This window comes from Methylobacterium sp. 2A (assembly GCF_009806555.1).
Lineage (GTDB): Bacteria > Pseudomonadota > Alphaproteobacteria > Rhizobiales > Beijerinckiaceae > Methylobacterium.
In genome coordinates, this window is record NZ_VUOK01000016.1 from 18,025 (window position 1) to 42,356 (window position 24,332).

Here is a 24,332-nt window from a genome sequence, read left to right on the forward strand (position 1 = left end):
CACCCCTGGCCCCTCCCCACAAGGGGGAGGGGAAAAGGCGGTGCTCTTTCAGGACGTTAGAGCCACGACTTGCGATTTTCGCAGCTAGCCCAAACACCTTAAAAGGGCTGCCGGCCGCCCCTACCCCACGCGCTGCAACCGGCTCGCGAAAAACCCGTCGAGGCCGCCGCGACCCCCCGGAACCTCGGGCAGATGGCATGGCAGGGTCCGCAGATCGCCGTTGGCGTCGATCAGTTCGGCGGCACCGCCGATCTCCTCGGGCCGCACGGGAACGCGCGTGAAGCGCGAATCCCGCGCCAGGAAGGCCGCGACCTGCGCCTCGCCCTCCTCCGGCTCCAGCGAGCAGGTGCAATAGACCAAGCCTCCACCCGGCCGCACCAGCCCGGCCGCGTGGTCGAGTAGCCTGCGCTGGAGCCCGGCGAGCCGGCCGATATCGGCCTCCGCCTTGGTCCAGGCCACGTCCGGATGGCGGCGGATCGTGCCCGTGGCCGAGCAGGGCGCGTCGAGGAGCACGGCATCGTAGTCCTGCCCCTCCAGCACCAGGGCGTCCGCGACCACGATCTCCACGTCGAAGCCGAGCCGCGCGACGTTCTCGCGCAGGCGTTCAAGCCGGGGTGCGGAGCGGTCGACCGCGGTGACGTGGGCGCCCGTGGCGGCGAGCTGCATCGTCTTGCCGCCGGGGGCCGCGCAGAGGTCGAGCACGCGGGCGCCGGGCGCGGGCGCGAGCAGCCGGGCCGGGATCGCGGCGGCGGCGTCCTGCACCCACCACGCGCCATCCGAAAAACCCGGCAGCTCGGGGATCGCCGGCCCGTTCTCCGGCAGGCGCAGGGCGCCGGTGGGGAGCACCACGGCGCCGAGCCGCTCGGCCCATTCCGCCGGATCGCCCCGCAGCGTCAGGTCGATCGCGGCGCCCGCCAGATGCGCCCGCGCGATCGCACCCGCCCGCTCCGGCCCGTAGGCGGCGCTCCACCGGCGGGCGAGCCAGTCCGGCGTGTTGGTGGCGAGCGCGTCGGCGCCCTCGGCCAGGATGGAATCGCGCTCCCGGGCGATCCGGCGCAACACCGCGTTGACGAGGCCGGCGAGGTGGGCCGTCCGGTTGTCCCCCTTGGCGAGCCGCACTGCGCAATCGACGGCGGCGTGGTCGGGGACCGCGAGATCGAGGATCTGGGCGGTCGCAGTCGCGAGCAGGGCCGTGAGCTGGGGCTTGTCGGTGGGCAGCCCGCGCTCAAGCCGGTGGCTGAGCGCCGCGCGGATCTGGCCGTAGCGCCGGAAGGTCGCGACCGCGATGGCCCGGGCCAGGGCGGCGTCCGCCGGCGTCAGCGCCTCGGCGCGGATCGCCTGCGCGAGGGCCTCGTCGAGGGCCGGCGGCCGCGCCTGGCCGAGCAGCGCCGCGACCGCCTGCTGCGCCGCCCGCCGGGCGCCGAGGCCCGCCGTGTCGGCGCCCGTGCCCTGCGGTGAAGTCTGAACCCGCGTGTTGCGGCCGTTGTCCCGCGATGCCACTTCTGCTCCGGAGCCGAATTCTCTCGGTCCACGCCCTCACATCCGAGCGAGCGCGATGCAAGACCCGAACGAACAGGACCCGAACGCGGCCAGCGCCGCCCCCCGCACGCTCAGCCCCGCGGCGGAACGCGCCCTCGCGGAGGCGGCCGAGCGCCGCGCCGCGATCGACGCCCGCGCGGCCGAGATCAGCGCCAAGCCGGAGCGCCAGGGCCGCGGCGGCCTGGAGCCGGTGCGCTACGACGACTGGGAGGTGAAGGGCCTCGCGGTCGACTTCTGACGCCGGAACGCGGCGGCCCGAGGGCCGTTCCCCCTGCCGGATCGACAGGGAGCAAACGCGATGGCGACGAAGGTATCGGCCCGTGGCGCCGCCGAGGGGCCGCACGGTGAGATCACGCTGGCCCGCGGCGAGCGGCTCGGCATGCGCATGTGGCGCGCCGAGGAGCCGAACGCCGACAAGCCGATGACCACCTCGCCCCACGAGACCGTGGGCTACGTGATCAGCGGCAAGGCGGAGCTGGTGGTGAACGGCGAGACCGTCGCGCTCGCGGCCGGGGATTCCTACTGCGTGCCGGCCGGAGCCGAGCACACTTACCGGATTCTGGAGACCTTCACGGCCGTCGAGGCGACCGCGCCGCCGGCCGGCTGATAATCCGGGATCCCAAAGGGCTTGCCCTTTGGCGGGTTCTCAGGGCGGAGCCCTGAGACGTTTCCCAGGGCTCCGCCCTGGACCCGCGAAAGGTCTGACCTTTCGAAACCATGACCTGGTTTCAGTGCGTCATGTAGACCGGCGTGCCGACATCGACCCGGGCGTAGAGATCGACCACGTCCTGGTTGTACATCCGGATGCAGCCATAGGACGCGTAGGTGCCGACCGAACTCGGCCGGTTGGTGCCGTGGATCGCGTACTGGCCGCCCTGCAGCGTCATGGCGGCCGCGCCCATCGGGTTGTGCGGCGAGCCGCCCGCGATCAGGTTCGGCAGGCGCGGGTTGTCGCGCTTGACCTCGGCGGGCGGCGACCAGGCCGGCGCCACGTACTTGCCGTCGATGGCGGCGGTGCCGAACCATTGCTTGCCGGGCTTGCCCACCGCCACGGGATAGCGGATCGCCGTCCCGTCGCCGTTGACCAGGTAGAGCTTGCGCTGCGTGACGCTGATCACGATCGAGCCCGGCGCGACGCCGTTCTGGAAGGGCACGATCTCGCGCGCCTGCGCGGCGCCGAAGCTTCCGGCCAGCATCGCGCCGGCCAGACCGAATAAAGCCGCCACCCGACCCGACATAACCTGTTCCTCGACAAGCAAGAGTATCCGCGGCCGAGTAATCCACGGCCGAGCTTGTCGTTCCAGGGAAAGCTATGGTTGATGCGTGGATGGCGCCTGAAACCCCTGATCACGGTAAAGCAGCAACGTAAATCCGGCGCCGGGGCGCTCTGCACGACGGCCCACCTTGCGGCGAGCCTTCAGCGCTCGAACAATCGGCGGCCGCGCGCGTCCTCGTCCTGCCAGCCGTGGCGCTCCAGCTCCGGATCGAGGTGCTCCTCCACCGGATGGCCGACGCACAGATAGGCGACGAGCCGCCACGTCTCGGGTACCGCCAGGACCGCGGTCACGGCGTCGGGTTCGAGGATCGAGACCCAGCCGACGCCGAGTCCCCGCGCCCGGGCCGCCAGCCAGAAGCACTGGATCGCCCCGACCACCGAATATGCCAGGGTCTCCGGCATGCTGGCCCGGCCGAGCCCGAGGCCGGTCTCGGTCGCCGCGTCGCAGAAGGCCGCGAGATGGACCGGCGCCTCCCGCAGGCCGGCGAGCTTCAGCGCCCGGTAGCGCGCCGCGCGGTCCGCGTCGTAGGCCTCCGCCGCCGCCGCGTTGCAGCGGCCGAAGCTCGCGATCACCGCGGCGCGCCGGCCGGGGTCCGAGACGCGCACGAACCGCCAGGGCCGGCTGTTGCCGACCGAGGGCGCCCGGTGGGCCGCGGCGAGGCACGCGTCGAGCTGGCCGGCATCGACCGGGTCGCTCCGGAACCGGCGCACGTCCCGGCGCCACGCGAACAGCGCGTCGAGATCCTGCAGGAAGGCGTCGTCGAAGGCGGGCGGACCCATCATGGCGTGGCATACAGGCATCCCGGCCCGGACCGGAACAGAAAAAAGGCCGCCCGGGTGGGCGGCCTGAAGTCTTGGGTCTCGAAACCTCGGAGTGCCGGACCCTGGGAGCCCGACCGGCGACCGATGGCTGGGGAGCTGGGTCGCGGGCGCCGGCCGGTCAGAACCCGGCGAGGTTCGACTCCTGTTGTGCCACCGCAACGCGGCCTGCAAAAGGCGCGAATCGGGCGGAATGGTGTTTTTTGTCGCTTGGGTGTGTCCTGCACGACACGAACCGGCCCTAGGCTCACCCTTGCGGGCGGCTCCGGCGGGGCCCATCATCCGGCAAAGCAATGATGCGCGGGAGTTCGAATGACTGAGCGGATGGGCGCCGGGCCCGGGCCCGACGAGGCGGCGGGCCATGTGATTCCCTTTCCGGCCCGCGCGGCGCCGCCCCAGATCGCCTTCAACCGGGACGAATTGCGCGTGATCTTCAACCTCTATGGACGGCAGGTCGCGGCGGGCGAGTGGCGCGACTACGCCCTCGATTTCCGGCGCGACAAGGCGGTGTTCTCGATCTACCGCCGCGCCTCCGAGATGCCGCTCTACCGGATCGAGAAGGATCCAAAACTCGCCCGCCGCCAGGGCGCCTACGCGGTGATCGCCGCCAGCGGCCAGATCCTGAAGCGCGGCACCGAGCTCGCCCGGGTGATCGCCGTGCTGGAGCCGGCGCCCCGGGCGGTCTGACGCGACGATCTCAGGACAGGGACAGCCCGCGCAGCGTCCCGGCGATCTCGGCCCGGATCTCGGGCGAGAGCGGCCGGATCGGACGCGGCGGCACGGCCCGGCAGAGACCCAGGATCTCGGCGAGCGCGTAGACCACCCGCAGGCTCGAATGGGCCTTGAACAGCGCCCAGAGCGGTTCGAGCGCCGCATTCAGGGCCCGCGCGCGGTCCGCGTCGCCCGCCTCGGCCGCCCGGACGATGGCGCGACAGGTGTTCGGAAACAGGCCCGCGGCCACGCTGAACCACGCGGCGCCCCCGGCGAGCAGGGCCTCGGTGGCGTTCCAGTCGCCGCTGAAGCCGATGGGGAAATCCGCCGGCACCGTTGCGCGGAGCGCGCGGACCCCGGCGATTGCGGCTCCCGGCTCCGGCGCCGGGCACTTGGCGGCGACCACGCCGGGCAGGCGCGCGATCCGGCCGACCAGCGCCGGCGAGAAGCGGAAATGCGTGGTGGCGGGATTGTCGTAGATCACGAGCGGCAGGCCGCCCTCCCCGGCCACGGCCTCGAAATGCTGGAAGACCTCGTCCTCCGTGAGCGGCGTGTAGGAGACGGGCGCGAGGAGACCCGCGGCCGCGCCGGCCGCGCGCGCATCCCGGGCCAGGCGGATCGCCTCGTCGGTGCGCAGCGCGCCGATGCCGACCAGAAGCGGCACGCGGCCGGATACGGTCTCGGCGGCGATCTCCACCGCGCGGCGCCGCTCGTCGCGGGACAGGTAGGCATAGGTGCCGGTGCTGCCGAGCAGGCCGATCGAATCCACGCCGGCCGCCGCCAGCGGCTCCAGCAGCCGGCGCAGGGCCTCGGCCTCGACGCGCCCGTCGGCGTCGCTCGGCGTGATCGGGAAGGCGGAGAGGCCGGTGATTCTCGACATGGCGGCAGGGTAGAGCGCGCGCCACGGAAGTGGAAACAGGTTCGGGCCGTTAGCCGGCGGCACAGACGAGCCGCAGAGCCGTGCGTGCTGGCGCCGCGCACGGGTGTCCAACCCCTCTCCCTCAGGATCAGGGGGGATGGGATCGCCCGACAGGTCGGCGGCTGGCCCGTCAGGCAAACAGAAACCCCGGCGGTGTCCCGCCGGGGTTTCCTCAGTCACTCAGTCCGTCTTGGACCTAGTCCGTCTTGCACTCAGTCCGTCTTGCCTAGCGGCGGTCGCCGATCAGGCTGAGCAGGAACTGGAACATGTTGATGAAGTCGAGGTAGAGCGTCAGGGCGCCGTTGACCGACACCTTGGCCGCGGTCTCACCGTCGAAGTTGCCGTAGAGATACATCTCCTTCAGCTTCTGCGTGTCGTAGGCGGTGAGGCCCGCGAAGATCAGCACGCCCAGCACCGAGATGGCGAACTGGAGGGCCGACGAGGCGAAGAAGATGTTCACCAGCGAGGCGAGGATGATGCCGATCAGGCCCATCATCAGGAACGAGCCCATGCCCGAGAGGCTGCGCCGCGTGGTGTAGCCCCACAGGCTCAGCGAGCCGAAGGCCGCCGCCGTGATGAAGAACACCTGGACCACGCTCGCGCCGGTGAAGACCAGCAGGAGCGAGGACATCGAGGCGCCCATCACGGCCGCGAAGGCGAAGAACATCGTCCGCGCCGACGAGGCCGACATCCGGTCCATCCGCATCGAGAAGACGAAGATGAACGCGAGCGGGGCGAGCATCAGCACCCACTTGAGCGGGCTCAGGTAGAGGGCCTGACCGAACGGGGTCAGGAGCGGGCGCGTGCCCTGGTAGGCCGCGACCGAAGCCATGTTCAGGCCGAGGGCGACGAGACCGGAGATCCCGAGCCCGACGACCATGTTGTTGTAGACGCCGAGCATGAAGGCACGCAGGCCCTGGTCGACCTCGACCTGGGTGCCGGCGTAGCCCGTCGGCTGCTGGGCGCCGTACCGGAAGGGACTGTTTTCGAATGCCATGGGAGTTTCCTTGCGGAGGCTCTCTCAGCGTGGTGTTTCGGGCGAGGCCCACGCAGGACCTCTGGCGCCGGGCTGGCGCCTCGATCCGGAATATGTTGCGCGCGCCGCGTCAGCACAAGTGCCCGGCCACGGTTGCGGGGCCGGTTTTCCGTGTCCGGACGATGTATTTTTGTCCATCGCGATAGGGATTAAAATGCATTCCGGCCGTGCGCCGGCCCGTTCGACTGGCGGTTGCCGGATTCCCATCGTCATAAAGGCTCCGGGCGAAGTCTTAACGGCTTCCTGATGACACGGGTGAACACGGGCACGTTATTGTCGCGCGCGACGATTCGAGAGAGCGGGCCGGCGCCGCGCGTCCTCCCTCCCCCACAGAGGGGGGAAGGAGAGCGGCGGAGCCGGTCGCGCTTTTTCCGACACGGACGACGCGTGAATCCCTCGATAACCCGCGCGGGATCCATCCCCGGCGATGGGCGCTGTCCCGATATCGCCCACGAACCCGACCGGCCATGACCGCACTCGAGACCCTGTTCGGCACCGCGCCGCATCTGACCGCCTGGCAGGAATGCGCCCGCGCCGTGCTGATCTTCGCCTACGGGCTGCTGCTCATGCGGGTCTCGGGGCGACGGACCTTCGGCAAGTGGTCGGCCCTCGACATCGTCGTGTCGATCATGCTCGGCTCCTCGCTGAGCCGGGCGCTGACCGGGAACGCGCCGCTCCTCGGCACGATGGCGGCGAGCGCCGTCCTCGTCCTCCTGCATGGGCTGCTGGCCCAGGCGGCCGCCCGCTCGACCCGGCTCGCGCGGATCATCGAGGGCACGGCCATCACGCTGAGCCGCGACGGGCGCCTCGACGAACGCGCCCGCCTGCACCAGTCGGTCAGCGCGGCCGACCTCGCCGAGGCGCTGCGCCAGACGGGCGTCGCGGATGTGGGCGAGACGGCCGGGATCATCCTGGAGCCGAGCGGCAAGATCACCGTGCGCAAGCCCGGCTGAGGGCGTCCTCAGATCTGCCGCAGGTATGGCGCCGGCTTCTGCCCCAGGATCCGCCACGTGCCGGCAAGCCCGAGCAGGATCGCCAGCGCCACCGCGGCGAGCGCGGCCACGAGCGCCCCGGAGAGATCCAGCCGGAAGTCGAGGTGCATCACCTTGGCGACGATCACCCAGCCGGCGAGCGTGCCGGCCGCCAGCCCGAACAGGGCCGTGGCGAGGCCGAGCGCCGCGTACTCGATGGCGTAGGCGCTGAGCAGCCGCGCGCGGCTCGACCCCAGCACCTTGAGCACCACGGCATCGTAGAGCCGCGCCCGGTGCCCGGCCGCGATGGCGCCGGCCAGCACGAACAGGCTCGCCAGCACCGCCACCGCGCTCGCGCCGCGGATCGCCAGGACCAGCCGGCCGACGAGGTCGCCGATCGCGTCGAGGGCGTCCTTCACCCGCACGGCGCTCACCGACGGGAAGGTCTTCGCGACGTCGCGCAGGATCTGGTTCTCGGCGCCCGAATCCGTGCCGCCGGGGAGCGTCAGCGTGGCGAGGTCCGAGTGCGGCGCGCCGCGGAAGGTGCCGGGCGAGAACACCATCACGAAGTTGATGCCGAGGTTGCGCCACTCCACCCGGCGCAGGTTGAAGATCGTCGCGGTGAGGTCGCGGCCGAGCACGTTCACCGTCACGGTGTCGCCGAGCTTCAGGCCGAGCTGGCGGGCGAGGTCGGCCTCGAAGGAGACGAGCGGCTTGGCGCCCTGCTCCGGGCTCCACCACGCCCCTTCCGTGAGGCTGGAGCCCTCCGGCACCGTGTCGGCGTAGGTGATGCCCCGGTCGCCGTCGAGCACCCAGGCGGCGTCCTCGGGCGGGCGGATCTTGCCCGCCGGCACGCCGTTCAGGGCGACGATCCGGCCGCGCATCATCGGCACGTCCTCGATCTTCCCGTTCGGGGCGGAGCGGGCCAGGAATTCCCGGAACCGTTCGGCGTCCCGCGAAGGAATATCCAGGAAGAAGAGATTCGGCGCCCGGGCCGGCAGGGTCGCGCTGATCGTGCGGCGGACATTGGCGTCGATCAGGCTGAGCGTCACGAGGAGCGTCACGCCGAGGCCCAGCGACAGGACGATGGCAGGCGTCAGGGCGCCCGGCCGGTGCAGGTTGGCGAGCGCCATCCGGGGTGCGGGCCAGCGCGGATGCGGCAGGCGGCGGGCCACCGCCATCAGGCCGAGCGCCACCCCATGCAGCAGGCCGAACGCGATGGCCGCGGCCGCGATGAAGATCAGCGCCACCCGCCGGTCGAAGGCGGTCGCCACCGACAGGCCGACCAGGGCGGCGAGGCTCAAGGCGAGCCAGATCCGGTAGCGCCAGCGCGGGCGCACCCGGGCGGGATCGACCGTATCGCGGAACAGGCCGGAAACCGGCACGTCGTGGGCGCGGCCGAGCGGCGTGATCGCGAAGGCGAAGGCGGTGATCAGGCCATAGGCGGCGGCGAGCGCGAGTTCGCCCGGGGCGAGTGTGGGATTGAGCGGCAGCGGCAGATCGGCCGAGAACAGCGCGTCGAGGAGGAAGGGCAGGCTCGCGCCGATCACGACACCGATCAGCGTACCGAGGCCGGCGATCAGCATCACCTGGGTCAGGTACAGGGCCACCACCTGCGAACCCGGCGCCCCGACGCTCTTGAGGGTCGCGATCGAGGGCCGCTTGCGCTCCACGAAGGCGTGGACGGCGTTGCCGACCCCGACCCCGCCGACGATCAGCGCGGTGAGCCCCACGAGCGTCAGGAACTGCGTGAACCGCTCGATGCTCTTGGCGAAGCGCGGGTCGGCGTTGGTGCGCGAGCGGATCTCCCAGCCGGCCTCCGGGGTCGCGGCGCGGATCCGGGCCTGCGCGGCGTCGAGGTCGGCCTCCGGCGTGCCGGGCGGCAGGATGAGGCGGTAGCTCCAGCGGTTGAGGCTGCCGGGCTGGACCAGGCCGGTGGCGCGGAGCGTCGGCTCGGCGATCATCAGCCGCGGCCCGAAACCGATGCCGCCGGCGATCTTGTCGGGCTCCGACACGATGGTGCCGCGGATCGCGACCGGGTGGCCGGCCAGCGTGATCCGGTCGCCGACCTTGACGGCGAGGCGGGTGAGCAGCGCCGGGTCGGCCAGCGCCCCCGGTACCCCGTCTTGCACCGCCAGCAGGTCGGCGATGGGCTGCTGCGGATCGGTGGCGAGTTCGCCCGCGGCCGGGTAGGTGGCGGGATCGACCGCCTTCAGCTCGACCAGCGCCGCGTCGCCGCTCGGTGCCACCGCCATCGCGCGCAGGGAGGCGACCACGTCGAGCCGGCCTTCCTTCGCGAGGGCCTGCTTCTCCGCGTCGGTCGCCTCGCGGTTGATGAGGTTATAGGCGAGGTCGCCCCCAAGGATCCGCCGGCCCTCCCGGCCGAGCCCGTCCGAGAGCGAGCGCGAGATCGACGCCACGCCCGCGATCGCCATGACGCCGAGCGCGATGCAGGCCAGGAACACCCCGAAGCCCGAGAGACCGGCCCGCAACTCACGCAGCGCGAGGCGCAGGGTCAGCGGGATCCGGCGGGGCGCGGGGTCGGGGCGGGTGATCGTGCCGTGCATGACGCTACACTCCCCCCAGGCGCGACGCCCTCCCTCCCCCCTCTGCGGGGGAGGGTGGCCCCTGCGTCAGCAGGGGTCGGGTCGGGACGAAGTCCCGCAAGGGGGGAGCGACGTTTCCGAAAAGGGGGCGACCTTCATGACGGATACGGCCCCATCCTGCGCCGTCGCTCCCCTCTCCCGACCCCCTTCGGGGGCCACCCTCCCCCGCAGAGGGGGGAGGGCATGCGCACAGACCGTCGCGCTTGAACGCCCCCATCACGCTGCCACCGCTTCCTCGATCCGCCCCGAGCGCAGCCGCACGGTGCGGTCGCACAGGCGGGCGAGGCCGTTATCGTGGGTGACCAGCACCAGCGTGGCGCCGCGGTCGCGCTTCAGGCGGAACAGGAGATCGACGATCTGGCGGCCGGTGGCCTCGTCGAGGTTGCCGGTGGGCTCGTCGGCCACCAGGATCGCCGGATCCGGGGCGACCGCCCGGGCGATGGCGACGCGCTGCTGCTCGCCGCCCGAGAGTTGCGCCGGGTAATGGTGCAGCCTGTGCCCGAGCCCGACCGCCTCCAGCTCGGCGCGGGCCCGCTCCAGGGCGCCGGGCCGGTCGGCGAGTTCGAGCGGCAGCGCCACGTTCTCCAGGGCCGTCATGGTCGGCACGAGGTGGAAGGCCTGGAACACGATGCCGATCCGCCGGCCGCGGAACCGGGCGAGCGCGTCCTCGTCGAGGCGGACGAGGTCGGTGTCCTCGATCACCACGCCGCCGGAATCCGGCCGCTCCAGCCCGGCCATGACCATCAGCAGCGTCGATTTGCCCGAACCGGACGGGCCGACGAGCCCCACCGCCTCGCCCCGGCCGACGCTGAGCGAGATGCCGCGCAGGACATGGACCCGGGCGGCCCCACGGCCGAGGCTGAGATCGATGTCGGACAGCGCGATCGCGGGGGCGCTTCCCACCTTGCCTTGGTTCATCGAGCGGACGATCTGTGGACGATGACGAGCATGGCGCGCGAGGTCCTGTCTTGGGCTCAAACTTGGCGGCACGGGCCGTGGTTGCACCGCGATATGGGTCGCCCATTGGGGCCGCGCCATGACGGCGGCGCCGTGTTCCGGCGCACGGCCCTGTTTGCCGCAGCGCTAGCGCTCATGATTCTCCCTTTCATGACAGCCGCCCAGGCCGCGGGCGGCCCGACCCGGCTCGTCGCCCTCGGCGACAGCCTCACCGCCGGCTACCGGCTCCCGGCCGATGCCGCCTTCCCCACCGTGCTGGAGCGCCTGCTCAAGGCCAAGGGCGAGGACGTCACCGTGGCCAATGCCGGCGTTTCGGGCGACACCGCCACCGGCGGCCTCGACCGGGTCGACTGGTCGGTGCCGGACGGGACCGCCGGGGTGATCCTCGAACTCGGCGCCAACGACATGCTGCGCGGCACCGATCCGAAGGTGACCGAGGGGGCGCTGGCGGCGATCATCGAGCGGCTGAAGGCGCGGGGCATCCCGGTCCTGCTCGCCGGCATGCAGGCCGCGCCCAATCTCGGGCCGGACTACAAGGCGCGGTTCGACGCGATCTACCCGGACCTCGCCAAGCGCTACGACCTGATCCTGTATCCGTTCTTCCTCGACGGGATCATCGGCGACCGGGCGCAGCACCTCGACGACATGCTGCACCCGAACCGGCAGGGCGTGGAGACCATCGCGGCCCGCATGCTGCCGACGGTGGATTCCTTTCTCGACCGGATCCGCCAGGCCCCGGTGCGCTGATGCCGCGCCTGTTCACCGGCCTCGCCGTGCCGCACGCGGTCGCCGCGGCGCTGAAGGCCTACCAGGGCGGCCTGCCCGGCGCCCGCTGGATCGAGCCCGGCGATTTCCACGTGACCCTGCGCTTCATCGGCGATGTCGAGGCGACCGTGGCCGACGACGTGGTGGAGGCGCTCGCCGAGATGCGGGCGCGCCCGGCCCTCACGGTGACGCTCGACGGCCTCGGCCTGTTCGGCGGCGACCGGCCCCGGGCGCTCTACGCCTCGGTGGTGGCCGATCCGGCGCTGATGGATCTCCAGGCCGAGCAGGAGCGGCTGGTCCGGCGGGCCGGTGTGGATCCGGAACGGCGGAAATTCACCCCGCACATCACGCTGGCCCGCCTGCGCCGCGACGCAACGCCGGAGGCGGCCGCGATGTATCTCTCGCAGGCGCCGGTCTTCGCACCGCTGACGTTCGGTGTGGACCGGGTGACGCTGTTCTCGGCGCGGGACTCGACCGGGGGCGGGCCGTATGTGGCGGAGGCGGAATTCCCGTTCGCGTGAAACGGCTGCTCCAATTCTCCACCTCATCCTGAGGTGCCGGAGCGCAGCGCCGGCCTCGAAGGAGACCACCAGCCAGCCGCGCGATCTCTGGAGCCCTCCTTCGAGGCCCGCTGCGCGGGCACCTCAGGATGAGGTGGAGGGTTGGGACTTCGAAGAAACTACAACCGCCGCAGCGCCACGCTCTCGATCCGGTGGCTCGCCCCCTTGGTCAGGATCAGGCTCGCCCGCTGGCGCGTGGGCAGAATATTCTCGCGCAGGTTCGGCAGGTTGATCGTGGTCCAGAGCCGGTCGGCGATGTCGAGCGCCTCGGCCTCGGGGATCTCGGCGTATTTCCGGAAGTACGAGCGCGGATCGCGGAACGCCGTCTGGCGCAGCTTCATGAAGCGCGTGACGTACCAGCGGTGCAGGTCGTCCTCGTGGCCGTCGAGATAGATCGAGAAGTCGAAGAAGTCGGACACGAACGGGATCGCGGTCCCATCCCGCGGCAGGCGGGCGGGCTGGAGCACGTTCAGGCCCTCCACGATCAGGATGTCGGGGCTCTCCACAACCCGCTCCTCCCCGGGCACCCGGTCGTAGACGAGGTGCGAGTAGAGCGGCGCGGTCACGCGCTTGTGGCCGGCCTTCACGTCATGGAGGAAGCGCAGCAGGGCGGCGGTGTCGTAGCTTTCCGGAAACCCCTTGCGCTCCATCAGGCCGTTGGCGGCGAGCTCGGCATTGGGCAGCAGGAAGCCGTCGGTGGTGACGAGGTCGACCTTCGGGGTGTTGGGCCAGCGCGCCAGCAGGGCGGTCAGGATGCGGGCGGTGGTCGATTTGCCCACCGCCACCGATCCGGCGAGCCCGATGATGTAGGGCGCCTTGGTCTCCCGCTCGGCGAGCAGGAATCGCTGCGTCGCCTTGAACAGGCCCTGGGTCGCCGCGACGTAGAGCGCCAGCAGGCGCGACAGCGGCAGGTAGATCGCCTCCACCTCCTCCACGGAGATCGGGTCGTTGATCGATTGCAGCCGCTCCACGTCCTCCTGGTTGAGGGTGAGCGGCGTGTCGGCCCGCAGCTGGGCCCATTCCTGGCGTCCGAAGCGGCGATAGGGCGAGAGCCCGTCCGACGCTTGGAGGATCGCCTCGACCGTGCCCGGCAGCGCGGCCGCGTTCACGCGGGGCGCCTCGCGGCCTTCTCGGCGATGCCGCTCTGCGCCGTGCGCCGCTCCAGCTCGGCCATCACGTCGGCGAGTTCGACCCCGCCGGCGCGGAGCAGCACCACGAGGTGGTAGAGCACATCCGCCGCTTCGTTGCGCAGGCCGGTTTTGTCGCCCTGGACGGCCGCGATGGCCGCCTCCACCGCCTCCTCGCCGAGCTTCTTGGCGGCCTTGGCCGGCCCTTCCGACAGGAGCTTGGCGGTGTAGGAGGTGGCCGGGTCGGTCCCGGCACGGCTCGCCACGAGGGCGGCGAGGTCGGCGAGCGTGTAGGCGGTCATGAAGCGATCTGCATGGTGGGCCGGTCCGGTCGCCGGTTGGAGGCCGAAGTTCGGCAGGAAACTGCGCCACACCTGGCCTGCGGGCAAGCGGGATGGGTGAAGGCCGCCGTGCTTTGTCTGGCCCGACGTCCATGGCACGTCGGCCTGTCGCACGTGCAGGAACTTCGCACTATCCCGCAGCGGGGCGACGTTCGGTAGCGATTGTCAGACGGTAGCTGCATGAACTGGACGGCTCTTAAGCGCGCCGGACTTGAATGCCAGAACGCAAGTGCCTTTGAAATCATCTCTGACGCTGCGCGATACGGATGTGCGAGCGGTCAGGCACCAGTCTGTGGTCAGCGTTGATGGCAACCGGAAGCGCAACCCACGAAGACCTAACATCCTATCTCGCCGTCATGCGTAATCGTGGCGGTCTATCAGGGTCAGAAATGCATCCACGGCCGATGGAGAGTTCAGATAATATTCAATAGATCTACCTAATCGTTGTTAAAAAATCGGTCGATCAGCCTCAATGCGCTGTCAGCAGGCGATGTTCCGGAAAATTCACAATCTTTAAAAGTTAAAAACCGGCTAATATACCTTTTTATTTGTTCGTAATTTACGGAACGATGCCGCATTGATTGTCTTCTTCCTCTAGAGCTAAATATAGATGGCGCATATTTAATGGTTGGTGGAGCGCGATCGGATTTGGCAATGATGCTTTTGACGTGATAACTCGTCCAGGTGACGAACTTGAGTTGGCAGACAAAAGATTCTGAGCAATATCAGCTATGTCAACTCTTGGAATGTCTGCGCCGGTGCCTATTTGTGTGCGCAAATGATTTGGAAACTGCCTGATCATGACGCAAAATATAGATGGAATCGATTTTGCGCATAAATTTTTGATAGGCGAACAGTCTTGCCAGACGAGCAAGTATTCCTGTTTGACAGAGATTATGGGCAGAGTTGATAGAATTTTTCTGGAAGAGGGGGCGAACGGAAATGGCTGAAATGCACGATGAGTTTTCGTTGGTTGTGCATGGCGACAGCAAATCGACATTGTCTGCAACGTTGGTCGAATTTGCATTCGCTAAATCTATGGCCCTTCAACACAGATTGCCAAATTTCGTACTTGGTATGCGAGGAATGTCGGGAAGAAAATATCGATCTTTTATCAATAATCTAATTGCTCTCGTGCCGAACGCACGTTACTTTGAGGTCGGTTCATGGGCGGGATCTACTGCTTGCGCAGCAATGTACGGTAATAAAGCAAAAATAACATGCATCGACAACTGGTCGCAATTTGGCGGGCCACGTAATCAATTTCTGGAAAATGTCGAACGTTGCAGCAATGAAAATATCGATTTTCAGCTTATCGAATCAGATTTCAGGGAGGTAAATTACTCGCAGATTGGGAAGTATAACGTATATCTTTTCGATGGCCCCCATTTGCGTGAAGATCAGCGTGATGGCATCGTTCTCGGCATGCCAGCTCTTGATAGAGAATTTATACTTATCGTCGATGATTGGAATTGGGCCGAGATTCGTGAGGGCACTTTCGCAGGTATTCAAGCGGGTGGTCTCGCTCTCAATTATTGCATGGAAATTAAGACCACCCAAAATGGATCGCACGCATCCGTCCCTGGAGAACGCGGCGAATGGCATAACGGGTACTTTATCGGTGTTCTTACTAAACCGTAGATAGCATCAGCGCAGATGCGGCTGGGTGGCGATCGGGACCAGTCCGAGTTCGAACCTGTTTCGACGCGTTCGCCGCAGAATCGGAAGCTGCTTCGACGACGAACGCGCCAAAGGCATCTCGAGGCCTACCCGTTCGGCAGGTGCCGGGCGAGCGCCTCCAGCACCGCCATGCGCACGGCGACGCCCATCTCGACCTGTTCCCGGATCAGCGACTGCGCCCCGTCGGCGATTTCCGAAGAAATCTCGACGCCGCGGTTCATCGGGCCCGGATGCATCACCAGCGCATCGGGCTTGGCCAGAGCCAGCTTCTCGCCGTCGAGGCCGAAATAGCGGAAATACTCCTTCACGGAGGGGACGAACGAGCCGTTCATGCGCTCGCGCTGAAGGCGCAGCATCATCACGATGTCGCAGCCCGCGAGACCTTTGCGCATGTCCGTGAAGGTCTCGACGCCGAAGCGCTCGATACCCGCCGGCAGCAGCGTCGAGGGCGCGATCAGGCGGACCCGCGCGCCCATGGCCTGGAGCAGGATCAGGTTCGAGCGCGCCACCCGCGAGTGCAGGACGTCGCCGCAGATCGCCACCTGCAGCCCCTCGATCCGGCCCTTGTTGCGGCGGATGGTGAGCGCGTCGAGGAGCGCCTGGGTCGGATGCTCGTGCGCGCCGTCGCCGGCATTGACCACCGCGCAATCGACCTTGCGGGCGAGGAGATGCACCGCGCCGGCCGATTCGTGGCGGACCACGATGATGTCGGGCCGCATGGCGTTGAGCGTCGCGGCGGTGTCGATCAGGGTCTCGCCCTTCTTCACCGAGGACGAGGCCACCGACATGTTCATCACGTCGGCGCCGAGTCGCTTGCCGGCGAGCTCGAAGGAGGATTGCGTCCGGGTCGAGGGCTCGAAGAACAGGTTGATCTGCGTGCGGCCCCGGAGGGTCGTGCGCTTCTTCTCCACCTGCCGCGAGATGTCGACGGCCGCATCGGCGGCGTCGAGCAACCCCTCGATGTCGGGCCGGGTCAGGCCCTCGATGCCGAGGAGGTGCCGGTGCGGGAAGGGCGCGGGCGTCGTCATGATGAGGCCCGGGTGTAGGTGCGTCGCGCCCGGCGGGCAAGGCTGTGATGCTCAGTCATCCCGATTCAGCGCGCGGCGCGCTCCTCTCTCATGTGGTTTGCGGCCTTTCCTGCTGCTTTGGCGAAAGAGAGCAGTCGGCCCCGCATCTCTCCCTCCCCCGCAGGGGGAGGGAGCGCCCTCGGGTTCGCGGTGGCTCCCATACTGCTCACGATGTGGGACCATCGGAGCCTCCCCCTTCGCGCGTGGATCCAAAGACGCCTGCGGCCTTTTTTTCCGGCGGATGGTAACCGGAGCAGCCCGCGCCACGTATTCGCCCGGACGGTCGGGATTCGGACGATTCTCGGCCCTGCGAGACTTGCCCGGGATCCAGACGCTTGGCCGCCTCCCCTGCCCTCGAAGCCCCCGAGACCGTCGACCGGACGGGGCGCCGCTGGTTCTACCGCCACCCGCTGGTGATCCGGCTGGCGCACTGGGTCAACGCCGCGGTGCTGCTCGTGCTGCTGATGAGCGGCCTGCAGATCTTCAACGCCCACCCGGCCCTCTACTGGGGCGCGACCTCGACCTTCGACAATCCGGCGCTCGCCATCACCGACGTGCAGGGAAGCGACGGCCGGAGCCGCGGCGTCGTGACGATCGGTTCCCACACCCTCGACACCACCGGCGTGCTCGGCCTGTCGAAGCAGGGCGGCATCGAGGTGGAGCGCGCCTTCCCGTCCTGGGCGACCCTGCCGGCCGATCAGGACCTCGCCACGGGGCGGCGCTGGCACTTCCTGTTCGCGTGGTTCCTGGTCCTCAACGGGGCGGTCTACCTCCTTTACGGCGTGTTCAGCGGCCAGTTGCGCCGCCGCCTGATCCCGGACGGCGACCAGATCCGCGACTTCGGCGGCTCCGTGAGGGAGCACCTGCTCCTGCGCTTCCCCGAGGGCACGGAGGCCAAGCGCTACAACGTCATCCAGAAGCTGACCTACCTCGTCCTCGTGCTGGGCCTGCTGCCCGCCATGGTGCTGGCCGGCCTCGCCATGTCGCCGGGTATGGATGCGGCCTGGCCCTGGCTCACCGAGCTGTTCGGCGGCCGGCAATCGGCGCGCAGCGTCCACTTCATCGCGGCCGGGCTGATCCTGCTGTTCGTGGTGGTCCACGTGCTGCTCGTGATCGTCTCCGGACTCGTCAACAACATGCGCGGCATGATCACCGGCTGGTTCAGCCTCGGCCGCGACCGGGAGACCGCGCGATGATCCTCCACCGCCGCAAGATCCTCACCGCCGGCGCCGGCCTGATGGGCACCGCGCTCCTCGGCGGCTGCGACCGATTCGCCGGCACCGAGGCGGGGCAGCGCACCCTCAGGGTCGGCGAGGACGCGAATGAATACGTCCAGCGCCTGCTGATGTCGCCGACGACGCTGGCCCGGGAATTCCCGGCCTCGATGATCTCGCCCTGGTTCAAGCCGAACGGCTCGATCGACCCGCCGGACCGCGGCTACCGGGCGCTGGCGGCGCAGAACTTTTCGGACTTCAAGCTGGCGGTGGACGGGCTCGTCCAGACGCCGCTGGCGCTGAGCCTCGCGGACCTGCGCGCCCTGCCCGCCCGGACCCAGATCACCCGCCACGATTGCGTGGAGGGCTGGAGCTGCATCGGGCAGTGGGCCGGCGTGCCGCTCGGCGAGGTTCTGAAGAAGGCCGGGCTGAAGCCGCAGGCGCGCTACGCCGTGTTCCACTGCGCCGACACGCTGGAATACGAAGCCGGTCCCAAGGGTGGGGGCAAGGGGCGGGCCCAGGGGGCCTCCCTGTGGCGCCCGACCCATCCGGGCGCGGTCCGTGAGGCCTATCTCCAGCTCGCGGCCGCCGACGATTGGGGCGGCCCCGCCACCGCCACCGACGCCCCCAAGGACGATTGGGGCCAGGGCAGCCCGGCCCCGGAGCCCGAGGAGACGCGCACGCCGATCCGCTATTACGAGAGCATCGACCTCTACGACGCCTTCAACCCGCAGACGATCCTGGCCTACGACCTCAACGGCAAGCCGCTGCCGGTCTCGAACGGCGCGCCCCTGCGCCTGCGGGTCGAGCGCCAGCTCGGCTACAAGCAGGCCAAATACGTGATGCGGGTGGAGATGGTGGAATCGCTCGCCGGCATCGGCCAGGGCGGCGGCGGCTACTGGGAGGATCGCGGCTACGAGTGGTACGCGGGGATCTGAGGCGCCGATCGGGATTCCGAGCCGCTGACGCGGCAAGTCTCGTGCTGGATCCCGGATCAGGTTCCGCTTCGCTCCACCTGTCCGGGAAAGGGATCATCCAGGATGACGCGCAACCCTTTCCCGGACGCATGCAGCGAAAGCGGAATGCGATCCGGGACCCGGCGCAAAAGTGCCGCGCAGCGGCTCAGCCGAACAACCTCACGATTTGACATCCCGCCGCCCGTGACCCACTTGTCCCCGGCGCGCGGCCCCGGCCCGACGGCGGGCATACGTCCCTCGCGAATTGCGAACAGAATTCGTCCGTCGTGCCCAGGCTCCGTCAGGGGCAGAGGTCTTAATGAAAGTCGTCGTCGTCGAGTCGCCGGCCAAAGCCAAGACGATCAACAAGTATCTCGGCCGCGACTATGAAGTCATCGCCTCCTTCGGGCATATCCGCGACCTGCCGCCCAAGGACGGCTCGGTGGATCCCGAGCAGGATTTCCACATGGTCTGGGAGCTGGCCGACCGGGGCGCGAGCCGGGTCAGCGAGATCGCCAAGGCGGTCAAGGGCGCCGACAAGCTGATCCTGGCGACCGACCCGGATCGCGAGGGCGAGGCGATCTCCTGGCACGTGCTGGAGGCGCTCACCGCCCGCAAGGCGCTCAAGGGCATCCCGGTCGAGCGCGTGACCTTCAACGCCATCACCAAGGCGTCGGTCGAGCAGGCCATGCGCAAGCCGCGGGAGATCGACCAGGCGCTGGTCGATGCCTATCTGGCGCGCCGGGCGCTCGACTACCTCGTGGGCTTCAACCTCTCGCCGGTCCTCTGGCGCAAGCTGCCGGGCGCCCGCTCGGCCGGGCGCGTGCAGTCCGTGGCGCTCCGCCTCGTGGTCGAGCGCGAGATGGAGATCGAGCGGTTCAAGCCGCGCGAGTACTGGACGATCGTCGCCACGCTGACGACCGCCGACGGCGCCACCTTCGAGGCCCGGCTCGTGGGCGCCGACGGCAAGCGCATCCAGCGCCTCGATGTCGGCACGGGCGAGGAGGCGGCCGCCTTCAAGCGCGACCTCGAGCGCGCGACCTTCCAGGTGGCGAGCGTCGAGGCGAAGCCCGCCAAGCGCCACCCGCAGCCGCCCTTCACCACCTCGACCCTCCAGCAGGAAGCATCGCGCAAGCTCGGGATGGCGCCGGCCCAGACCATGCGGGTCGCCCAGCGCCTCTACGAGGGTGTCGATCTCGGCGGCGAGACGGTCGGCATCATCACCTACATGCGGACCGACGGCGTCGACATGGCGCCGGAGGCGATCCAGGATGCCCGCCGGGTGATCGGCAAGGAGTTCGGCGACCGCTACGTGCCGGATGCGCCGCGCAAGTACAGCGTCAAGGCCAAGAACGCCCAGGAGGCCCACGAGGCGGTGCGGCCGACCGATATGGGCCGCCTGCCCAAGATGGTCGCGCGCCATCTGGAGCCCGAGCAGGCCAAGCTCTACGAGCTGATCTGGACCCGCACCATGGCGAGCCAGATGGAATCGGCCGAGCTGGAGCGCACCACCGTGGACGTCACCGCGAAGGTCGGGCCGCGGACCATCGATCTGCGTGCGACGGGGCAGGTGGTGAAGTTCGACGGCTTCCTGGCCCTCTATCAGGAGGGCAAGGACGACCCCGATCCGAACGCGGCCCCTTTGGGGCGCGCTATGGAGGAGGACGAGGAGAGCCGCCGCCTGCCGCCCATGAAGGCCGGCGACCCGCTCAAGCGCGAGCGGATCAGCTCGACCCAGCACTTCACCGAGCCGCCGCCGCGCTACTCCGAGGCGAGCCTCGTGAAGCGCATGGAGGAGCTCGGCATCGGCCGGCCCTCGACCTATGCCGCGGTTCTCCAGACCCTGCGGGATCGCGAATACGTCAAGATCGAAAAGAAGCGGCTGCAGCCGGAGGATAAGGGGCGGCTCGTCACGGGCTTCCTCGAGAGTTTCTTCCGGCGCTACGTGGAGTATGACTTCACGGCCGACCTGGAGGAGCAGCTCGACCGCGTTTCCAACGCGGAGATCGACTGGCGGGCGGTTCTGCGCGACTTCTGGCGCGATTTCTCCGCGGCGATCGGCGAGACCAAGGAATTGCGCGTCACCGACGTGCTGGAGGCGCTGAACGGGCTGCTGGGTCCGCACATCTTCCCCGACAAGGGCGACGGCTCGAACCCGCGCACCTGCCCGACCTGCGGCTCGGGCCAGCTCTCGCTGAAGCTCGGCAAGTTCGGGGCCTTCATCGGCTGCTCGAACTATCCCGAGTGCAAGTATACCCGTCAGCTCTCGGCCTCCGGCGTCGAGGGCGAGGGCGACGGCTCCTCGGCGGAGGGCGGCCAGCCGGGCGTGCGGGTGCTGGGCAACGATCCGGCGACCGGCCTGCCGGTGACGCTGCGCGACGGCCGGTTCGGGCCGTTCCTGCAACTCGGCGAGGCCTCCACCGAGAAGGGGGCGGAGAAGCCGAAGCGCTCGTCGCTGCCCAAGGGGCTCAGCCCCTCTGCGGTGGATCTGGAGAAGGCGCTGGCGCTGCTGTCGCTGCCGCGCGAGGTGGCGCGCCATCCCGAGACCGGCGAGCCGATCCTGGCCAATCTCGGCCGGTTCGGACCCTACGTGCAGCACGGGAAGACCTACGCCAATCTCGGCAAGGACGATGACGTGCTGGAGATCGGGGCGAACCGCGCCATCGATCTGATCGTCGCCAAGGAGCAGGGCGGCGGTCGCGGCCGCCCGGCCGCCGATCCCGGCCGGCCGCTCGGCAAGGACGAGGCGAGCGGGCGCGACCTCGTGGTCAAGGCCGGACGCTACGGTCCCTACGTCACCGATGGCGAGGTCAACGCCACCCTGCCGAAGACGATGACCGCCGAGGCGCTCACCCTCGACGAGGCGATCGCCCTGGTGAACGCCAAGCGGGCGTCGGGCGGCGGCAAGCCGGCGAAGCGCGGGGCGGCTCGGAAGGGCTCGGCCCGGGCGGCGAGCGGCGACAAGCCGGCGGCCAAGAAGACCGCCGCGAAGAAGCCGGCCGCCAAGAAGGCGCCGGCGAAGAAGACGAGTTCGGGCTGAGGGCGGGGCGCCGCCCGCCTCAGACCAGGTAGGTGATCGTCGCCGCCAGAGCGGTGGCGAAGGTCGCCAGCGCGATCGTGGTGGCGTTCACCAGGGTCCGCGCCTGCGGCAGACCGGCCGCATCGTCCTCGCATCCGAAGGCGGCGCCGGCCGCGTGCTCGAAGCGGATCAGCGTCAGGCGGCGGGCCTCGATCGCGGCGTCACTCATGGACGGGGTCTCCCTGGACTGCGGCTCCCTGACCACGGTCAAGTTTTATCTCCGCCGATAACGTGGATCGTACCGAACTGTTCCGGTGGAGATCTGCTGAGATCTGACGGACATGTCGCGAGAAAGCTTTAACCCATCGTTGTGCAACGTCCCGATGACGGTTGGCGGGCCGATCCGCGGCCGGCGCAGCCGATCGCCCCTCGCTCGCGGCGGCGCAGCATGCGATGATGCGGCCGTAGCGCCGAGGCGGAACGCTTCGCGCGAATGGCTTTGATGTTTACGTTTTGTTCCGCTATGATGCGGGGATGAAGGCGCATGCACCACGACCCCAGATCCGTCTGCGCGAAGCCGAGCCGGCCGACGCGCCGCGCCCCCGGAGGCCGCGCGTGAGCGATCCGGCGCGCGATCTGTTCGCTCCGGGCGGGAAGGCGCCCGCCGCCCGCACGCCCGAGCCGCGCCGCCGCCTGGACGCCTCGGCCTCGGTGACGGCGCTCGCCTCGGCGGCGCCCGAGGCCGGCTACACCGCCTCCGATATCGAGGTGCTGGAAGGTCTGGAGCCGGTCCGGCGCCGGCCCGGCATGTATATCGGCGGCACCGACGAGCGGGCGCTGCACCACCTCTTCGCCGAGGTGATCGACAATTCGATGGACGAGGCGGTCGCCGGCCATGCGAGCTTCATCGAGGTGGAGCTTGAGGAGACCGGTGCGCTCGTCGTCACCGATAACGGCCGCGGCATCCCGGTGGACCCGCACCCGAAATTCCCCGGCAAGTCGGCGCTCGAAGTCATCATGACCACGCTGCATGCCGGCGGTAAGTTCGACTCGAAGGTCTACGAGACCTCGGGCGGCCTGCACGGCGTCGGCATCTCGGTGGTGAACGCGCTCTCCGACCTTCTCGAGGTCGAGGTGGCGCGCAACCAGACCCTCTACCGCCAGACCTTCTCGCGCGGCCACGCGCAGGGGGCCCTGGAGCTGGTCGGGCGCGTCCAGAACCGCCGCGGCACCCGGGTGCGCTTCCACCCGGACGCCCAGATCTTCGGCTCGCTGAAGTTCGACCCGCGCCGCCTGTTCAAGATGGCGCGCTCGAAGGCCTATCTGTTCGGCGGCGTCGAGATCCGCTGGCGCTGCGCCCCCGCCCTCCTCGAAGGGCTGGAGGACGTGCCGGCCGAGGCGGTGCACCGCTTCCCCGACGGGCTGCGCGACTACCTCGCCCGGGACCTCGAGGGCAAGGAACTCGTCACCGAGGCGATGTTCTCCGGCAAGATCACCAAGCCGGGCTCGCACGGCTCGCTCGAATGGGCGGTGGCCTGGATGGTCGCCGAGGACGGGATCTCGCATTCCTACTGCAATACGATCCCGACGCCCGAGGGCGGCACCCACGAGGCGGGCCTGCGGGTCGCGCTGCTGCGCGGCCTGCGCGAGCACGCCGAGCGCGTGAACCAGGCCAAGCGCATGACGGCGGTGACCACCGACGACGTGATGGCGACCTGCGCGTCGATGCTCTCGGTCTTCATCCGCGAGCCGGAATTCCAGGGCCAGACCAAGGACAAGCTCGCCACCGTGGAGGCGCAGCGCATCGTCGAGACGGCGGTGCGGGACGCCTTCGATCACTGGCTCGCCGCCTCCCCGGCTCAGGCCAACAAGCTGCTCGACTGGGTGATCGACCGGGCCGAGGAGCGCCTGCGCCGCCGCCAGGAGAAGGAGGTCGCCCGCAAGAGCGCGACGCGAAAACTCCGCCTGCCCGGCAAGCTCGCCGATTGCTCGGCGGCCGGCACCGCGGGTTCCGAGATCTTCATCGTCGAGGGCGATTCCGCGGGCGGCTCGGCCAAGCAGGCCCGGGACCGGGCGACCCAGGCGATCCTGCCGCTGCGGGGCAAGATCCTGAACGTTGCCTCGGCCTCGCGCGACAAGCTCGGCGCGAACCAGCTGATCTCCGATCTCACCCTGGCGCTCGGCTGCGGCACCGGCTCGGCCTTCCGCGAGACCGACCTGCGCTACGAGAAGGTGATCATCATGACGGACGCCGACGTGGACGGCGCCCACATCGCCTCGCTGCTGATCACGTTCTTCTACCGGCAGATGCCGAAGCTGATCGACCGCGGCCATCTCTACCTCGCGATCCCGCCGCTCTACCGGCTGCAGCAGGGCTCGAAGATCGCCTATGCGCGGGACGACGCGGATCGCGAGCGGATCATCAAGACGGTGTTCAAGGGCGGCAAGGTCGAGATCGGCCGGTTCAAGGGCCTCGGCGAGATGATGCCGGCCCAGCTCAAGGAGACCACCATGGACCCGAAGAAGCGCACGCTGCTGCGGGTCGCGGTCCTGGACGAGGCCCGGGAATCGACCGGCGACACGGTCGAGCGCCTGATGGGCAACAAGCCCGAGGCGCGCTTCGCCTTCATCAGCGAGCGCGCGGCCTTCGCCGAGGGGGCGGATCTCGATATCTGAAGCGGGAGGTGTTCAGCCAGGGCTCCGCCCTGGCAGCCCGCCAAAGGGCTTCAGCCGTTTGGGAACCCTGGATGGCCCGTGACGGGCCGGGGC

The 24,332-nt window shown here is 69.3% G+C and carries 22 protein-coding genes; 11 read left to right on the plus strand and 11 right to left on the minus strand.

The features are described from left to right. Window positions 1–120: 120 nt before the first annotated feature. The gene (locus FVE89_RS07855; protein WP_160533485.1) at window positions 121–1,500 is read right to left on the minus strand and encodes an RsmB/NOP family class I SAM-dependent RNA methyltransferase; all 1,380 of its coding nucleotides are present in this window, start codon (window positions 1,498–1,500) and stop codon (window positions 121–123) included. Between the two features lie 55 nt (window positions 1,501–1,555). On the opposite strand from FVE89_RS07855, the gene FVE89_RS07860 reads away from it, so the two are divergent. After that, entirely contained in the window at window positions 1,556–1,777 is a 222-nt protein-coding gene (locus FVE89_RS07860; RefSeq protein WP_160533486.1) for a DUF1674 domain-containing protein, read from the plus strand. 60 nt (window positions 1,778–1,837) lie between these two features. Continuing rightward, on the plus strand, window positions 1,838–2,146 hold the full coding sequence (locus FVE89_RS07865; protein ID WP_160533487.1) for a cupin domain-containing protein: 309 nt from the start codon (window positions 1,838–1,840) through the stop codon (window positions 2,144–2,146). Window positions 2,147–2,267: 121 nt separating this feature from the next. Here the strand turns inward: FVE89_RS07865 and FVE89_RS07870 are convergent, their stop codons facing one another. Beyond that, window positions 2,268–2,777, minus strand: a complete 510-nt coding sequence (locus FVE89_RS07870) for a L,D-transpeptidase (RefSeq protein WP_160533488.1) — start codon at window positions 2,775–2,777, stop codon at window positions 2,268–2,270. Window positions 2,778–2,956: 179 nt separating this feature from the next. After that, window positions 2,957–3,595: a 5,6-dimethylbenzimidazole synthase gene (gene bluB / locus FVE89_RS07875; protein WP_160533555.1), complete on the minus strand. Its 639-nt coding sequence runs from the start codon at window positions 3,593–3,595 to the stop codon at window positions 2,957–2,959. 351 nt (window positions 3,596–3,946) lie between these two features. Here bluB and FVE89_RS07880 point away from each other — a divergent pair, with 351 nt between their 5' ends. Beyond that, window positions 3,947–4,321 carry a DUF2794 domain-containing protein gene (locus tag FVE89_RS07880; protein WP_160533489.1) on the plus strand — a complete coding sequence of 125 codons (375 nt, stop codon included), beginning with the start codon at window positions 3,947–3,949 and terminating at the stop codon, window positions 4,319–4,321. Between the two features lie 10 nt (window positions 4,322–4,331). On the opposite strand, the gene FVE89_RS07885 is transcribed toward FVE89_RS07880, so the two are convergent. Both FVE89_RS07885 and FVE89_RS07890 read right to left on the minus strand, forming a co-directional pair. Next, a complete protein-coding gene (locus tag FVE89_RS07885; RefSeq protein ID WP_160533490.1) occupies window positions 4,332–5,225 on the minus strand; it encodes a dihydrodipicolinate synthase family protein in 894 nt (297 codons plus the stop codon). A gap of 265 nt (window positions 5,226–5,490) precedes the next feature. Next, window positions 5,491–6,261 carry a Bax inhibitor-1/YccA family protein gene (locus FVE89_RS07890; protein ID WP_160533491.1) on the minus strand — a complete coding sequence of 257 codons (771 nt, stop codon included), beginning with the start codon at window positions 6,259–6,261 and terminating at the stop codon, window positions 5,491–5,493. Window positions 6,262–6,767: 506 nt separating this feature from the next. On the opposite strand from FVE89_RS07890, the gene FVE89_RS07895 reads away from it, so the two are divergent. Continuing rightward, complete coding sequence (locus FVE89_RS07895) at window positions 6,768–7,253, plus strand: YetF domain-containing protein (protein ID WP_160533492.1); 486 nt, start codon at window positions 6,768–6,770, stop codon at window positions 7,251–7,253. Window positions 7,254–7,261: 8 nt separating this feature from the next. Here FVE89_RS07895 and FVE89_RS07900 read toward each other — a convergent pair whose 3' ends face one another. Next, complete coding sequence (locus FVE89_RS07900) at window positions 7,262–9,838, minus strand: FtsX-like permease family protein (RefSeq protein ID WP_160533493.1); 2,577 nt, start codon at window positions 9,836–9,838, stop codon at window positions 7,262–7,264. 255 nt (window positions 9,839–10,093) lie between these two features. After that, window positions 10,094–10,795 (minus strand): ABC transporter ATP-binding protein, encoded by a 702-nt coding sequence (locus FVE89_RS07905; RefSeq protein WP_160533494.1) that lies wholly within the window; start codon window positions 10,793–10,795, stop codon window positions 10,094–10,096. A 189-nt stretch (window positions 10,796–10,984) separates the two neighbouring features. On the opposite strand from FVE89_RS07905, the gene FVE89_RS07910 reads away from it, so the two are divergent. Together FVE89_RS07910 and thpR are read left to right on the plus strand one after the other, a co-directional pair. Continuing rightward, a complete protein-coding gene (locus FVE89_RS07910; protein WP_160533495.1) occupies window positions 10,985–11,581 on the plus strand; it encodes an arylesterase in 597 nt (198 codons plus the stop codon). Beyond that, entirely contained in the window at window positions 11,581–12,120 is a 540-nt protein-coding gene (gene thpR / locus FVE89_RS07915; RefSeq protein ID WP_160533496.1) for an RNA 2',3'-cyclic phosphodiesterase, read from the plus strand. Before FVE89_RS07910 ends, thpR begins: the two co-directional genes overlap by 1 nt. 158 nt (window positions 12,121–12,278) lie before the next feature. On the opposite strand, the gene coaA is transcribed toward thpR, so the two are convergent. Next, complete coding sequence (coaA, locus tag FVE89_RS07920; protein WP_160533497.1) at window positions 12,279–13,268, minus strand: type I pantothenate kinase; 990 nt, start codon at window positions 13,266–13,268, stop codon at window positions 12,279–12,281. Continuing rightward, complete coding sequence (locus FVE89_RS07925; RefSeq protein ID WP_160533498.1) at window positions 13,265–13,588, minus strand: phosphoribosyl-ATP diphosphatase; 324 nt, start codon at window positions 13,586–13,588, stop codon at window positions 13,265–13,267. Before FVE89_RS07925 ends, coaA begins: the two co-directional genes overlap by 4 nt. Window positions 13,589–14,578: 990 nt before the next feature. Here FVE89_RS07925 and FVE89_RS07930 point away from each other — a divergent pair. Further along, on the plus strand, window positions 14,579–15,268 hold the full coding sequence (locus FVE89_RS07930) for a class I SAM-dependent methyltransferase (protein ID WP_210254046.1): 690 nt from the start codon (window positions 14,579–14,581) through the stop codon (window positions 15,266–15,268). A gap of 125 nt (window positions 15,269–15,393) precedes the next feature. Here FVE89_RS07930 and FVE89_RS07935 read toward each other — a convergent pair whose 3' ends face one another. After that, window positions 15,394–16,335, minus strand: a complete 942-nt coding sequence (locus tag FVE89_RS07935; protein ID WP_160533500.1) for an aspartate carbamoyltransferase catalytic subunit — start codon at window positions 16,333–16,335, stop codon at window positions 15,394–15,396. Window positions 16,336–16,709: 374 nt separating this feature from the next. Here FVE89_RS07935 and FVE89_RS07940 point away from each other — a divergent pair, with 374 nt between their 5' ends. The 3 genes from FVE89_RS07940 to topA all read left to right on the plus strand — a co-directional run bounded on the left by FVE89_RS07940 (window position 16,710) and on the right by topA (window position 21,584). After that, window positions 16,710–17,570, plus strand: coding sequence for a cytochrome b/b6 domain-containing protein (locus tag FVE89_RS07940; protein WP_160533501.1), 861 nt, complete (start codon window positions 16,710–16,712; stop codon window positions 17,568–17,570). Continuing rightward, window positions 17,567–18,526, plus strand: coding sequence for a molybdopterin-dependent oxidoreductase (locus FVE89_RS07945; protein WP_160533502.1), 960 nt, complete (start codon window positions 17,567–17,569; stop codon window positions 18,524–18,526). Before FVE89_RS07940 ends, FVE89_RS07945 begins: the two co-directional genes overlap by 4 nt. 337 nt (window positions 18,527–18,863) lie before the next feature. Next, a complete protein-coding gene (gene topA, locus FVE89_RS07950; RefSeq protein WP_160533503.1) occupies window positions 18,864–21,584 on the plus strand; it encodes a type I DNA topoisomerase in 2,721 nt (906 codons plus the stop codon). Between the two features lie 19 nt (window positions 21,585–21,603). On the opposite strand, the gene FVE89_RS07955 is transcribed toward topA, so the two are convergent. Further along, complete coding sequence (locus tag FVE89_RS07955; protein WP_160533504.1) at window positions 21,604–21,792, minus strand: hypothetical protein; 189 nt, start codon at window positions 21,790–21,792, stop codon at window positions 21,604–21,606. A gap of 386 nt (window positions 21,793–22,178) precedes the next feature. On the opposite strand from FVE89_RS07955, the gene parE reads away from it, so the two are divergent. Beyond that, the gene (gene parE / locus FVE89_RS07960; RefSeq protein ID WP_160533505.1) at window positions 22,179–24,239 is read left to right on the plus strand and encodes a DNA topoisomerase IV subunit B; all 2,061 of its coding nucleotides are present in this window, start codon (window positions 22,179–22,181) and stop codon (window positions 24,237–24,239) included. Window positions 24,240–24,332: the final 93 nt, after the last annotated feature.